Origin of the sequence: Seonamhaeicola algicola (assembly GCF_007997385.1) — a bacterium.
Lineage (GTDB): Bacteria > Bacteroidota > Bacteroidia > Flavobacteriales > Flavobacteriaceae > Seonamhaeicola > Seonamhaeicola algicola.
Genome location: NZ_VOSC01000028.1, coordinates 18,293 through 30,429, shown reverse-complemented (window position 1 = coordinate 30,429; position 12,137 = coordinate 18,293). Strand labels below are relative to the sequence as shown.

The 12,137-nt window shown below is 31.8% G+C and carries 15 protein-coding genes and 5 tRNA genes; 17 read left to right on the top strand and 3 right to left on the bottom strand.

What is annotated here, in order from left to right; genetic code table 11:
- Positions 1 to 41 precede the first annotated feature (41 nt).
- The 3 genes from FUA26_RS12160 to FUA26_RS12150 all read right to left on the bottom strand — a co-directional run bounded on the left by FUA26_RS12160 (position 42) and on the right by FUA26_RS12150 (position 1,233).
- Positions 42 to 404, bottom strand: a complete 363-nt coding sequence (locus FUA26_RS12160) for a DUF2200 domain-containing protein (protein ID WP_147136444.1) — start codon at positions 402 to 404, stop codon at positions 42 to 44.
- Between the two features lie 12 nt (positions 405 to 416).
- On the bottom strand, positions 417 to 812 hold the full coding sequence (locus tag FUA26_RS12155) for a DUF2721 domain-containing protein (RefSeq protein WP_147136441.1): 396 nt from the start codon (positions 810 to 812) through the stop codon (positions 417 to 419).
- A gap of 118 nt (positions 813 to 930) precedes the next feature.
- Positions 931 to 1,233 (bottom strand): hypothetical protein, encoded by a 303-nt coding sequence (locus tag FUA26_RS12150; RefSeq protein ID WP_147136438.1) that lies wholly within the window; start codon positions 1,231 to 1,233, stop codon positions 931 to 933.
- A gap of 122 nt (positions 1,234 to 1,355) precedes the next feature.
- Between FUA26_RS12150 and FUA26_RS12145 the strand changes: the two genes are divergently transcribed.
- The 17 genes from FUA26_RS12145 to nusG all read left to right on the top strand — a co-directional run bounded on the left by FUA26_RS12145 (position 1,356) and on the right by nusG (position 12,119).
- A complete protein-coding gene (locus tag FUA26_RS12145; RefSeq protein ID WP_147136435.1) occupies positions 1,356 to 2,627 on the top strand; it encodes a DUF2851 family protein in 1,272 nt (423 codons plus the stop codon).
- 36 nt (positions 2,628 to 2,663) lie between these two features.
- Complete coding sequence (locus FUA26_RS12140) at positions 2,664 to 2,888, top strand: PspC domain-containing protein (RefSeq protein WP_147136433.1); 225 nt, start codon at positions 2,664 to 2,666, stop codon at positions 2,886 to 2,888.
- Between the two features lie 4 nt (positions 2,889 to 2,892).
- Positions 2,893 to 3,924 (top strand): potassium channel family protein, encoded by a 1,032-nt coding sequence (locus FUA26_RS12135; protein ID WP_147136532.1) that lies wholly within the window; start codon positions 2,893 to 2,895, stop codon positions 3,922 to 3,924.
- A 95-nt stretch (positions 3,925 to 4,019) separates the two neighbouring features.
- Positions 4,020 to 5,642 (top strand): alanine/glycine:cation symporter family protein, encoded by a 1,623-nt coding sequence (locus tag FUA26_RS12130; RefSeq protein ID WP_147136430.1) that lies wholly within the window; start codon positions 4,020 to 4,022, stop codon positions 5,640 to 5,642.
- Between the two features lie 21 nt (positions 5,643 to 5,663).
- Positions 5,664 to 6,530 carry a ComEA family DNA-binding protein gene (locus tag FUA26_RS12125; RefSeq protein WP_147136427.1) on the top strand — a complete coding sequence of 289 codons (867 nt, stop codon included), beginning with the start codon at positions 5,664 to 5,666 and terminating at the stop codon, positions 6,528 to 6,530.
- 11 nt (positions 6,531 to 6,541) lie between these two features.
- Positions 6,542 to 7,708 (top strand): acyl-CoA dehydrogenase family protein, encoded by a 1,167-nt coding sequence (locus FUA26_RS12120; protein WP_147136424.1) that lies wholly within the window; start codon positions 6,542 to 6,544, stop codon positions 7,706 to 7,708.
- 99 nt (positions 7,709 to 7,807) lie between these two features.
- Positions 7,808 to 8,002, top strand: coding sequence for a 30S ribosomal protein S21 (gene rpsU / locus FUA26_RS12115; protein WP_147136421.1), 195 nt, complete (start codon positions 7,808 to 7,810; stop codon positions 8,000 to 8,002).
- A 103-nt stretch (positions 8,003 to 8,105) separates the two neighbouring features.
- Positions 8,106 to 8,996 (top strand): tyrosine-type recombinase/integrase, encoded by an 891-nt coding sequence (locus FUA26_RS12110; protein WP_147136418.1) that lies wholly within the window; start codon positions 8,106 to 8,108, stop codon positions 8,994 to 8,996.
- A gap of 36 nt (positions 8,997 to 9,032) precedes the next feature.
- Entirely contained in the window at positions 9,033 to 9,335 is a 303-nt protein-coding gene (hpf, locus tag FUA26_RS12105) for a ribosome hibernation-promoting factor, HPF/YfiA family (protein ID WP_147136415.1), read from the top strand.
- 114 nt (positions 9,336 to 9,449) lie between these two features.
- Positions 9,450 to 9,523 (top strand) — tRNA-Thr (locus FUA26_RS12100).
- Positions 9,524 to 9,566: 43 nt separating this feature from the next.
- Positions 9,567 to 9,649: transfer RNA gene (locus tag FUA26_RS12095), tRNA-Tyr, on the top strand.
- An 88-nt stretch (positions 9,650 to 9,737) separates the two neighbouring features.
- A tRNA-Gly gene (locus tag FUA26_RS12090) sits at positions 9,738 to 9,810 on the top strand.
- A 69-nt stretch (positions 9,811 to 9,879) separates the two neighbouring features.
- Positions 9,880 to 9,951 (top strand) — tRNA-Thr (locus FUA26_RS12085).
- Positions 9,952 to 10,017: 66 nt separating this feature from the next.
- Positions 10,018 to 11,205, top strand: coding sequence for an elongation factor Tu (tuf, locus tag FUA26_RS12080; RefSeq protein ID WP_147136412.1), 1,188 nt, complete (start codon positions 10,018 to 10,020; stop codon positions 11,203 to 11,205).
- A gap of 59 nt (positions 11,206 to 11,264) precedes the next feature.
- Positions 11,265 to 11,337, top strand: a tRNA-Trp gene (locus tag FUA26_RS12075).
- 15 nt (positions 11,338 to 11,352) lie between these two features.
- Positions 11,353 to 11,547 carry a preprotein translocase subunit SecE gene (secE, locus tag FUA26_RS12070; RefSeq protein ID WP_147136409.1) on the top strand — a complete coding sequence of 65 codons (195 nt, stop codon included), beginning with the start codon at positions 11,353 to 11,355 and terminating at the stop codon, positions 11,545 to 11,547.
- Between the two features lie 17 nt (positions 11,548 to 11,564).
- On the top strand, positions 11,565 to 12,119 hold the full coding sequence (gene nusG / locus FUA26_RS12065) for a transcription termination/antitermination protein NusG (protein WP_147136406.1): 555 nt from the start codon (positions 11,565 to 11,567) through the stop codon (positions 12,117 to 12,119).
- Positions 12,120 to 12,137: the final 18 nt, after the last annotated feature.

Below are 12,137 nucleotides of genomic sequence, written 5' to 3'. Positions count from 1 at the left end.
GTTGCGTAAGGTTATTTTTATGTTATTGATGTGTTTTGTAATTAGCTTCTTAAAATTTTTTCCATTTTTTTCCCTTTAGCTAACTCATCAACTAACTTGTCAAGGTAACGTGTTTGTTGTGTTAGTTTATTGTCTATATCTTCAACTCTATAACCGCAAATAACCCCTTTAATTAATTTTGCATTTGGGTTAATGGTAGCTTTTTCAAAAAATGTTTTAAAAGTAGCTTTGTTTTCAATAAGTGTATCAATATCAGTTTTATTAAAGCCTGTTAACCATTCAATAACTTGCAGAAGTTCATCAACAGTGCGCCCTTTTTTTTCTACTTTATTTACATAATGCGGGTATACAGACCCAAAAATTAAATTAGCAATGCGGGCATTGTGTTCTGGTGTTGTTTTCATAAATTTTATTATTTAGTTTTTTTCAATATCACTAATATGATGCTCTAAGGCCTTAACCGATATTTGAATTTCAACAATTAAAAGTGCTAATGAACCAATAAGTAAAAGTAGTGCTAAACCAAAAATCCATACGGCAACAGTTTGTTGGTTTATGTAAATTAAAAACATGGTAAGTACGCATAAAAGTAAACTTGAAATACCTAATATTTGCATAGATCTTGTTAGGTATAATCTTTTTTTTATGTTTTGTATTTGAGCTTTTAATACGCTGTTTTTGTTTACTGTGTATTTATCATGCAAACTTCTAATTATTGAAGCATAGGCCAAAAATCTGTTAGTATATGCTAACATAATTAATGATATTGCCGAAAATAATAGTGCAGGTGTTGTAAGTGTAAGTGCTTCCATTAAAAATGTACTTTACAACAAAGTTACAAACTTATTACTAATGTGTTTTAATGTAACGAAAAAGGAGAAACAACCTGGTTTCTCCTTAATACTTAACTTAAACATAAAATCTATAAAACTAACTTTTTTTCCAGTATGCATTCAGTTCCTTCATCTTTTCTTTACCAATTATGGCTTTAATTTTTTTAGATGCTTCTTGTCTTACTGCTTTAATTTTTTCCTTTTCTGTTTCTTTGTCTAACTTTTGTTTTTTAATAGCTTTAATACTGGCTGTTCGTTCATTATGAATGGCTAGTACTTTAGTGGCTTCGTTTTTATCTAACTTAGCGTATTCAACAGCGGCTTCAAAAGTTTTTTTCTCTTGTGCGCTTACAGCAACTGTTATAAACAGTGCAAAAACTAATAAAAGTATTTTTTTCATATTTAAAAGTTATTAATGTGTTGCTAATGTAATTTAAAACCCGTTTTAAAAATATATAAATGAGTTTAAAAACACAGCAAATGGTTGTAAAGTATTTAGTATAGTTTTTTATATATTGAAGCATGCAAGAAAGTTTTTTACATTACCTCTGGAAACATAAAAAAATTAACACCGCCAATTTACAAACAACGCAAGGTGAAGCCATTGTAATAAATAGTGTTGGGCAGCATAATACCAATGCAGGACCAGATTTTTTTAATGCGCAAATAACTATTGATAACCAATTATGGGCGGGTAATGTTGAAATTCATGTAAATGCATCTGATTGGTTTTTACATAATCATGAAAAAGATACCGCTTATGATAATGTTATTTTGCATGTGGTTTGGGAGCATGATACCGATGTTTTTAGAAACAGCAATACCACAATACCTACACTTCAATTAAAAAATTATATAAGCGAAACTATTATAAACGACTATAAAACACTTTTTAATAAAGAAGGTAAATGGATAAATTGCCAACATGATTTTGAAAAAACTGATGCCTTTTTAATTAATAATTGGTTAGAACGCTTGTTTTTTGAACGTTTACAACAAAAAACAGAAGCTATTGAAACATTGCTTAAAACATCAATGAATAATTGGGAAGCTGTTTTATTTAAGTTAATGGCTAAAAATTTTGGACTTAAAGTAAACGCCGATGCTTTTTTTAGTATTTCACAATCTGTAAATTTTTCAGTTATAAGAAAAACACAAAGTAACAAATTAAGTTTAGAGGCATTACTATTTGGGCAAGCAGGTTTGTTGCAAGATACAGTGCAAGAGCCTTACTATATAAGTTTGCAAAATGAGTATGTTTTTTTAAAGCAAAAGTTTAGTTTAAGTACATTAGGTGTTACGCCTATTCAGTTTTTTAGGCTACGTCCATTAAATTTTCCAACTATTAGGTTAGCGCAATTGGCAAGTTTGTATAATGAGCATCAAAATTTATTTTCTAAAATAATTGAAACTAACTCGTTAGAGGGCTTTTATAATCTTTTTTCAATAGATACTAGCCTCTTTTGGAAAACACACTATACATTTCAAAAAACATCAAAAGAAACTAAAAAAGCACTAACAAAATCATTTATAAATTTATTATTAATAAATACCATTCTGCCAATAAAGTTTTGTTATGCTAAGCATAAAGGAAATGTTGTTAATGATGAAATTATTGAATTAGCTTTAGCAATTGCTTCCGAAAAAAATAGTATAATTACAGCCTTTAATAAATTAAAAAAAGTATCAAAATCTTCATTACAATCGCAAGCATTACTTCAGCTTAAAAATGAGTATTGTAGTAAAAATAAATGCTTACAGTGTGCTATTGGTAATTCAATTTTAAATAAATAACTTCACAATTAGTAAACTAAAGTTTAAATTGCAGGCATGAATAAATACAAACCACTTTATTTTTTTCAAAAACACGGGTATTATGTGTGCCAACGTATTGCAGATAGGTTGGGTATTAGGGCAAAAGTTGTAAGGTTGTCGTTTATGTATTTAACTTTTGTTACCGTAGGTTTTGGGTTTGCATTATACTTATTTTTAGCTTTTTGGATGCGAATTAAAGATTTAATTTACACCAAACGCTCATCGGTTTTTGATTTATAAGTGTATGAATCCGTTAATAAGGCTTTTCAGATCTAAAATATACACAGCATTAACATTGCTATTAATTTTAATGCTGGTTGGTGTTGTAGGCTATAAATTTATTTCTGGCTACACATGGGTAGATGCGCTTTACATGACGGTTATTACCATGACCACTGTTGGTTTTGGTGAAGTTGTACCGTTAGATGATCAGGCCAAAGTTTTCACCATATTTTTAATTTTAGCAAGCGTAGTTATTGTTGGTTACGCTATTTCCATTATAACAGAGTATATTTTAAGCAAAAATGATGTTGAAGAATTAAAACATAAAAAAATGCAAAAACAAATTGATAGTTTTAACAACCATGTTGTTATTTGCGGATACGGAAGAAATGGTAAACAAGCCGCCAGAAAACTAATGGCACACAATAAAGCATTTGTTGTTATTGAAAAAGATAAAGAGGTAGAAGATAAATTAAGAGCCGATAATGTGCCATACGTAATTGGTAATGCCAATGAAGATGAAGTGCTATTAATAGCAGGAGTAGATAGAGCATCAAATTTCATATCAGCTTTACCAAATGATGCCGATAACTTATTTGTGGTGTTATCTGCACGTCAAATGAATAAAAATATAAATATTATTAGTAGGGCATCACAAGAATCATCATACAATAAATTAAAGTTAGCTGGTGCTAATAATGTTATTTTACCAGATATGATTGGGGGAGACCACATGGCATCATTAGTAGTAGTACCTGGTTTAATGGAATTTATTGATAACCTATCTATTGTAGGTGAAGCAAATATTAATATTGAAGAAATTAGTGTAGAAAAGCTATACAAATCTAAACTACCAAAAACTATAAAAGATTTAGACCTCCGTAAAAGAACAGGCTGTAATATAATAGGTTATAAAAACTCAAACGGTGTTTATACTGTAAACCCTGAAGCTGAAATGGTGTTAGAACCAAATTCTAAAATAATAGTTTTAGGGCGTCCAGAGCAAATTAATGAGCTTAATTCAATATTTGATATTGAAATTGAAATACCATAATTAACGCTAGTTATTTTAAAAATTCAATAATTTTTAGCATCTTGCTACCATTAATAACAATTTATTAACAAAAACTTACTAATTATAATATTCATATGAAGAAATATCTTCTATTAATAACTTCAATTATTTTTCCATTTTTAACATTTGCTCAAGAAACCACTTCAGAAAAAATCGATAAGGTTTTTAAAGATTATACAGGCTGGTTTGTTGATGCTATTTTTTATGAAATTCCGTTTTCTGAAACATATAAAATTCCGTGGGTGCTAATCGTTTTAATAGGTGGCGCCCTTTTTTTTACAATATACTTCAGGTTTATTAATGTAACAGGTTTTAGAACCGCTATTAGGGTGGTTCAAGGTAAATATGAAGACATTGAAAAACATGGAGCCGATACTTTGTATGGTGACCAAACACCAAACGAAGACCAAAACATTATAGAAACACTAAGAGATGATAGTGCACATGGTGAGGTGTCACACTTTCAGGCGCTTACCGCAGCATTATCAGCTACCGTTGGCTTAGGTAATATTGCTGGTGTAGCAGTAGCATTGTCAATTGGTGGTCCAGGAGCTACTTTTTGGATGATACTTGCTGGTTTATTAGGTATGGCCTCAAAATTTGCAGAATGTACATTAGGTGTTAAATACAGAGATGTAGGTGAAGATGGTACTGTTTACGGAGGTCCAATGTACTACTTAACTAAAGGTTTTGGAGAAAAGGATATGAAAGGTTTTGGTAAAGTACTAGCCGTATTATTTGCCATTTTTGTTATAGGAGGCTCTTTTGGTGGCGGTAATATGTTCCAAGCTAACCAAGCGGCAGCTCAGTTTACAAAGCTTTTTAATTTTGAAAACTCAAATGCAGGCATGTATTTTGGTATAGTAATGGCATTTTTGGTTGCCATAGTAATTATTGGAGGTATTAAACGTATAGCTTCAGTAACAGAAAAAGTAGTGCCATTTATGGCAGGAATTTATGTGTTGGCTGCATTAATAATTTTAGGAGCCAATTGGCATTTAATAGATGATGCTTTCGGACTTATTTTTGAAGGTGCTTTTTCTGGTTTAGGTATTGCCGGTGGTTTAATTGGTGTAATGATTCAAGGAATTAGGCGTGGTGCTTTCTCTAATGAAGCTGGTGTAGGTAGTGCTGCAATAGCGCATTCTGCTGTAAGAACAAAATACCCAGCAAGTGAAGGTATAGTGGCACTTTTAGAGCCATTTGTTGATACAGTAGTAATCTGTACAATGACGGCCTTAGTTATTGTAATTACCAATTTTGACGGACAGTTTATGGAGTACGGCGTGCCAATTAAAGAAGGTGTTGAACTTACAGCAACTGCTTTTGATACTGTAATACCACACTTTTCAATTGTATTAACAATAGCTGTTATATTGTTTGCCTTTTCAACTATGATTTCTTGGTCATATTACGGTATGCAAGGTTGGATATTTTTGTTCGGTAAAGGAAAAATTAGTGATTTAGTTTATAAAATACTGTTTTTATTCTTTGTAGTCCTTGGGGCATCAATAAGTTTAGGCGCAGTTGTAGATTTCTCTGACGCCATGATATTCGCTATGGTTGTTCCAAACATTATAGGTGTAATTGTGCTTTCACCAATTATTAGTAAAGAATTGAAAAAGTATATGAGAGCTATTAATGTAAAAGAAGAAGCTTTAGATGAAGGAGCTGAAGATCTCACAAAACACATGTAATTAATATAATTATCTCATTTTATGAAATCCCACTTCACGTTTACTAAAAAACAACGAAATGGGATTTTTTTATTGTTACTAAGTATTGCTATTTTACAAACTGTTTATTTTTTTGTGCCACCAAACACAAAAGAAATAACGGTTGATGAAAATATGTATAATGCGTTTCAAAAAGAAATTGATTCATTAAAACTAATAGAACTTGAAGCAAGAAAACCTAAAATATTTCCTTTTAACCCTAATTTTATAACGGATTTTAAAGGAGAAACTTTAGGAATGACTAATGAACAAATAGATAGGTTATTGGCATACAGAAAACAAGATAAATGGGTTAATTCAACTGAAGAGTTTCAAAAAGTAACACAAGTTTCAGATTCATTATTAAACATTATTTCTCCCTATTTTAAATTTCCTAAAAGGCATATTAACACCACTTCAAACTCAAAAAGAACAGATGTAGTTAAAGTATCTAAAACATTTAATCAAAAGCTAGATTTAAATAAGGCAACAGCTAAACAACTACAAGCAGTAAATGGGGTAGGTGCTGTGCTTTCAAACCGTATAATTAAATACCGAAACAAATTTGAGGGTGGTTTTATAGCAGATGTACAATTGCAAGATGTGTATGGTTTAACACCAGATGTTATTAACCGTATAACAAATAAGTTTACAGTTAAAACACCAAGGCAAATAAAAAAGATTAACATAAATACAGCAACTGTAAATGAGTTAGTTACAATTCAGTATATAGATTATGAAATAGCTCATAATATTATAGAACAAAGAATTTTACTTGAAGGCTATAAAAATTTTGAACAATTGTTGAAAGTTAAAGGCATTCCATTAAACAAAATAGATATAATTAAATTATATTTGTCGTTCTATTAAAAAAGTTGCAAATGAACAATATGTACTTCACCGAAGAACATAATCTCTTCCGCGAAAGTTTAAAAGATTTTTTACAAAAAGAAGTAGTACCTCATGTAAATACATGGGAAAAAAATGGAACTATTGATACATCTATCTGGAAAAAACTTGGAGATATGGGCTTTTTGGGTATTAGCTACCCCGAAGCTTATGGCGGTCTAAATTTAGACATGTTTTATATGGTCATTTTACTTGAAGAACTTCAAAAAGTTAATTCAGGAGGCTTTGCTGCTGCCGTTTGGGCACATATATATCTAGCCATGACACATCTTAATGCCGAAGGAAGCGAGGCTATTAAGCAGCAATATCTAGCGCCAAGTATTGCTGGCAATAAAGTAGGGTGCCTTTGCATTACAGAACCTTTTGGAGGAAGTGATGTGGCAGGCATGCGTACAACAGCTATAAAACAAGGTGATTTTTACGTACTAAATGGATCAAAAACATTTATCACAAATGGTGTTTATAGTGATTATTTAATAGTTGCAGCAAAAACAAACCCGGAAGTAGGAAACAAAGGCATAAGTATTTTTGTTTTAGATAGAGATACTCCAGGAATTAACGCTACAAAATTAGATAAGTTAGGGTGGAGAGCATCTGATACTGGTGAAATTGCATTCGATAATGTGAAAATTCCCTTAAATAACTTGCTAGGAGAAGAAAATAAAGGGTTCTCTTATATAATGCAACACTTTTCTTTAGAGCGCTTAATTATGGGGGTTAATGCACATGCACGTGCAGAATTTGCACTGCAATATGCCCAACAGTACATGGCAGAGCGTATGGCTTTTGGTAAAACTATAGATAAGTTTCAGGCTTTAAGACATAAATTAGCAGATTTATATACTGAAATGGAAGTGTGTAAACAGTTTAATTATGTAGTTACATTTAGGTTAAATAGAGGTGAGTATGTGGTGAAAGAAGCTACCATGTCTAAACTTAAATCTACACAAATGGCTGATGATGTAATTTATCAATGTTTACAATTTTTAGGTGGTTATGGTTACATGGAAGAATATCCATTAGCAAGACTTTCAAGAGACAGTAGGCTAGGGCCAATTGGCGGTGGTACTTCAGAAATTTTAAGAGAAATACTATCAAAAATTATTATTGACGGTAAAGATTATAAACCAGCAACTTAAAAAGTTATTTTTTTAGTTGCTACTTATTAAATAATGTTTACATTTGCAGCCCGTTTCATAAAAAACGGAAATCTTTAAAAGAGAGGAGGTTAAGATACTATGTTAATAATACCAATAAAAGAAGGCGAAAATATAGATAGAGCTTTAAAACGTTACAAACGTAAGTTTGACAGAACAGGTACTAAACGTGCATTACAATCTCGTAAGCAGTTTACAAAACCTTCTGTAGCTCGTAGAGCGCAAATACAAAAAGCGCAATACATTCAAGGCTTAAGAGATGCTGAAGAAATATAACAGCAAACAATGTAAAAATAAATCCCGCTTAGTAAAGCGGGATTTTTTTTGCTTCAAATTAAACTAGTATTTGTATATTCATAGTTTACAACTAATTTTTAAAATGAATTTAGCTGCATTTACAGATTATTTATTATTAGAAAAAAACTATTCGCAATTAACAGTCAATGCGTATAATAATGATATTGAAAGTTTTTCAGCCTTTGTATCTAACGAATATCAAAACTCCAGCATAGATACGGTAAATTATGCTCAAATTAGACGCTGGATAGTTGTGTTGGTTGAAAACGGAATGTCAAACCAAACAGTTAACCGTAAAATATCTGCATTAAACACATATTATAAGTTTCTTTTAAAAACAGAAAGTATTAGTGATAATCCGTTATCAAAACATAAAGCTTTAAAAACAACAAAAAAAGTTCAAATACCTTTTTCAGAAAAAGAAATAACAACTGTATTAGATGATTTTTATAATGAAAATGATTTTGAAAGTGTAAGAGATAAACTTATCATAGAGCTATTCTATTCAACAGGTATAAGAAGAATAGAACTAGTAAACCTTAAATTACATAATTTCAATTTTAATAATAAAACGTTAAAAGTATTAGGTAAAAGAAATAAAGAACGTTTTGTGCCGTTATTAAAACCTGTACAACAAACAGCAAAAACGTATTTAACTTTAAGAAATCAATTAAATATAATTAAAGATGCTGATAGTTTTTTTTTAACAAAAAAAGGCGTTAAAATTTACGAAACACTTGTTTACAGAATAATAAATAGTTATTTTAGTAAAGCATCTTCTAAAGTTAAAAAGAGTCCTCACATACTGCGGCACTCCTTTGCAACACATTTACTTAACCAAGGTGCAAACATTAATGCTGTAAAAGAACTTTTGGGTCATTCTAGTTTAGCTGCTACACAAGTTTATACACACAATAGTATAGCTGAATTAAAAAAAGTACATATAAAAGCACACCCAAGAAGTAAAAAATAACAGCAAAAAACATTGTCTAACCATAAAATAAAGAGTATGAAAGTAAACACGCAATCTGTTAACTTCAATGCAGACAAAAAATTATTAGATTTCATTCAAAAAAGAATGGATAAACTAGATTTGTTTTATGACAAAGTCATTAAGTCTGATGTGTATTTGAAATTAGAAAATACTAGCGATAAAGTCAATAAGGTTTTTGAGGCTAGAGTAAGCGTACCAGGTGATAGTTTTGTTGTAAAAAAGCAATGCAAAACATTTGAAGAAGGTGCAGATATGGCAGCATCATCTTTAGAAAGACAATTAAAAAAACGAAAAGAAAAATTAAGAGCACATTTATAATAAATAATTAAGTAAAATTTTTCAAAAAATGTTTTGAATAAAGAAATAAATCAATACATTTGCAGTCCGTTAGAAATAGCGGACTTTTTTTATGCGTAAAAATGTATAAAAAACGCCGATATAGCTCAGCTGGCTAGAGCAGCTGATTTGTAATCAGCAGGTCGTGGGTTCGAGTCCCTCTATCGGCTCAAAATAAAAAGAAGGCAAGTTCTTTAAAATACTGGAAAAATTGGGAAGATACTCAAGCGGCCAACGAGGACAGACTGTAAATCTGTTGGTTTTTACCTTCGCAGGTTCGAATCCTGCTCTTCCCACAAAAATATATTCGAGGTAACTCGAAACTGAATGCGCGAGAAAAGTGAGTGCATTCTGAAAAAAAACAAGTTTTAAACTTGTGAAAAAGCGGGAGTAGCTCAGTTGGTAGAGCGTCAGCCTTCCAAGCTGAATGTCGCCGGTTCGAACCCGGTCTCCCGCTCAAAAAAAAGTTACGAATTACGAGAATTACAAAAATCGTAAAATTAAAATCGGCATTCGTAAATGAAAGGCCGGTGTAGCTCAGGGGTAGAGCGTTTCCTTGGTAAGGAAGAGGTCACGGGTTCAAATCCCGTCATTGGCTCAAAAAAAGAAAAATTAATTAGGATACACTAATATTATTATATAACTAAGATTAAATTATTTTAACATGGCAAAAGGAACTTTTGATCGTTCAAAACCACATTTAAATATAGGTACTATTGGACACGTAGATCACGGTAAAACAACTTTAACAGCTGCTATTACTAAAGTATTAGCTGACGCAGGTTTCTCTGAAGCAAGATCATTCGATCAAATTGATAACGCTCCTGAAGAAAAAGAAAGAGGTATTACTATTAATACTTCTCACGTAGAGTATCAAACAGCTAACCGTCACTATGCGCACGTTGACTGTCCAGGTCACGCCGATTACGTAAAAAACATGGTAACTGGTGCTGCTCAAATGGATGGTGCTATTTTAGTTGTTGCTGCAACAGATGGTCCAATGCCACAAACTCGTGAGCACATCTTATTAGGTCGTCAGGTAGGTATTCCTCGTATCGTTGTTTTCTTAAACAAAGTTGATATGGTTGACGATGAAGAGCTTTTAGAGCTTGTTGATATGGAAGTTAGAGACTTATTATCTTTCTATGAGTATGACGGAGATAATGGTCCTGTAGTTTCTGGTTCTGCTTTAGGTGCACTTAACGGTGAGCAAAAGTGGGTAGATACAGTATTAGAATTAATGGAAGCATGTGATAACTGGATTGAAGAGCCTGTTCGTGATATGGATAAGCCTTTCTTAATGCCAATTGAAGATGTATTCTCTATTACAGGTCGTGGTACTGTTGCTACAGGTAGAATTGAAACTGGTATTGCTCAAACTGGTGATCCTGTTGAGATTATTGGTATGGGTGCTGAAAAATTAACTTCTACTATTACGGGTATTGAAATGTTCCGTCAAATATTAGATAGAGGTGAAGCTGGTGATAATGCAGGTATCTTATTAAGAGGTATTGAGAAAACTCAAATCTCAAGAGGTATGGTAATTACTAAACCAGGTTCTGTAACTCCACATAAAAAATTCAAAGCTGAGGTTTATATCCTTAAAAAAGAAGAAGGTGGTCGTCACACACCATTCCACAACAACTACCGTCCACAGTTCTACGTACGTACAACTGACGTAACTGGTAATATTTCTTTACCAGACGGTGTTGAAATGGTAATGCCTGGAGATAACTTAACTATCACTGTTGAATTAATTCAACCAATTGCAATGAACGTAGGTTTACGTTTCGCAATCCGTGAAGGTGGTAGAACTGTAGGTGCTGGTCAGGTAACAGAAATTTTAGACTAATACAGTTAAATATAATAAGTCAAGATATTCCTTATGTTGGGATATCTTGACTTATATTTACGGGTTTAGCTCAGTTGGTAGAGCACTGGTCTCCAAAACCAGGTGTCGTGAGTTCGAGTCTCGCAACCCGTGCAAATTAGTATATAAATGGCAGGATTTGTAAATTATATAAAAGAATCATTTAACGAACTCAAAGCAAACGTAAGTTGGCCAACTTGGGCAGAAGCTCAAAATCTAACTGTGCTTGTAGCTGTTTTTTCAATAATCTTTTCATTAGCTATATGGGGAGTAGATACAGTTTTTAGCAAAGTTATTTCGGCTTATTTTGATTTAATAAACTAGTTAAATGTAAGGTGAGTATGTCTGAAGTAAGTGAAAAAAAATGGTATGTAGTTAGGGCTGTAAGTGGTCAAGAAAACAAAATCAAAACCTATATTGAGAATGAAATTGCTCGATTAGGAATGCAAGATTATGTTGACCAAGTTTTAGTTCCTACAGAAAAAGTTATTCAGATACGTAACGGAAAAAAAATAAGCAAAGAGAAAGTTTATTTTCCTGGTTATATAATGATACAAGCCAATTTATCAGGTGAAGTTCCTCATATTATTAGATCTGTTACCAATGTAATTGGTTTTTTAGGAGAAACAAAAGGAGGAGACCCTGTGCCTTTAAGACAATCTGAAGTAAACAGAATGTTAGGTAAGGTTGATGAGCTATCTGTTGAAGAAACAACAAACGTAGCAATACCTTACACAAAAGGCGAAACAGTTAAAGTTATTGATGGGCCATTCAATGGTTTTGATGGAACCATTGAAAAAGTTAACGAAGAAAAGCGTAAGCTTGAAGTAATGGTGAAAATTTTTGGTAGAAAAACACCATTAGAATTAAGTTATATGCAGGTAGAAAAAGTATAATAATTGTTACACTAAATA

What these genes read in the sequence shown, in the direction of transcription:
- FUA26_RS12110 (WP_147136418.1), top strand. Translation starts at nt 8,106, where the DNA reads ATGAATTTAGCTGCATTTACAGATTATTTATTATTAGAAAAAAACTAT.
- FUA26_RS12125 (WP_147136427.1), top strand. Translation starts at nt 5,664, where the DNA reads ATGAAATCCCACTTCACGTTTACTAAAAAACAACGAAATGGGATTTTT.
- hpf (WP_147136415.1), top strand. Translation starts at nt 9,033, where the DNA reads ATGAAAGTAAACACGCAATCTGTTAACTTCAATGCAGACAAAAAATTA.
- nusG (WP_147136406.1), top strand. Translation starts at nt 11,565, where the DNA reads ATGTCTGAAGTAAGTGAAAAAAAATGGTATGTAGTTAGGGCTGTAAGT.
- FUA26_RS12120 (WP_147136424.1), top strand. Translation starts at nt 6,542, where the DNA reads ATGAACAATATGTACTTCACCGAAGAACATAATCTCTTCCGCGAAAGT.
- FUA26_RS12155 (WP_147136441.1), bottom strand. Translation starts at nt 812, where the DNA reads ATGGAAGCACTTACACTTACAACACCTGCACTATTATTTTCGGCAATA.
- FUA26_RS12135 (WP_147136532.1), top strand. Translation starts at nt 2,893, where the DNA reads ATGAATCCGTTAATAAGGCTTTTCAGATCTAAAATATACACAGCATTA.
- FUA26_RS12150 (WP_147136438.1), bottom strand. Translation starts at nt 1,233, where the DNA reads ATGAAAAAAATACTTTTATTAGTTTTTGCACTGTTTATAACAGTTGCT.
- FUA26_RS12130 (WP_147136430.1), top strand. Translation starts at nt 4,020, where the DNA reads ATGAAGAAATATCTTCTATTAATAACTTCAATTATTTTTCCATTTTTA.
- FUA26_RS12145 (WP_147136435.1), top strand. Translation starts at nt 1,356, where the DNA reads ATGCAAGAAAGTTTTTTACATTACCTCTGGAAACATAAAAAAATTAAC.
- FUA26_RS12160 (WP_147136444.1), bottom strand. Translation starts at nt 404, where the DNA reads ATGAAAACAACACCAGAACACAATGCCCGCATTGCTAATTTAATTTTT.
- rpsU (WP_147136421.1), top strand. Translation starts at nt 7,808, where the DNA reads ATGTTAATAATACCAATAAAAGAAGGCGAAAATATAGATAGAGCTTTA.
- tuf (WP_147136412.1), top strand. Translation starts at nt 10,018, where the DNA reads ATGGCAAAAGGAACTTTTGATCGTTCAAAACCACATTTAAATATAGGT.
- FUA26_RS12140 (WP_147136433.1), top strand. Translation starts at nt 2,664, where the DNA reads ATGAATAAATACAAACCACTTTATTTTTTTCAAAAACACGGGTATTAT.
- secE (WP_147136409.1), top strand. Translation starts at nt 11,353, where the DNA reads ATGGCAGGATTTGTAAATTATATAAAAGAATCATTTAACGAACTCAAA.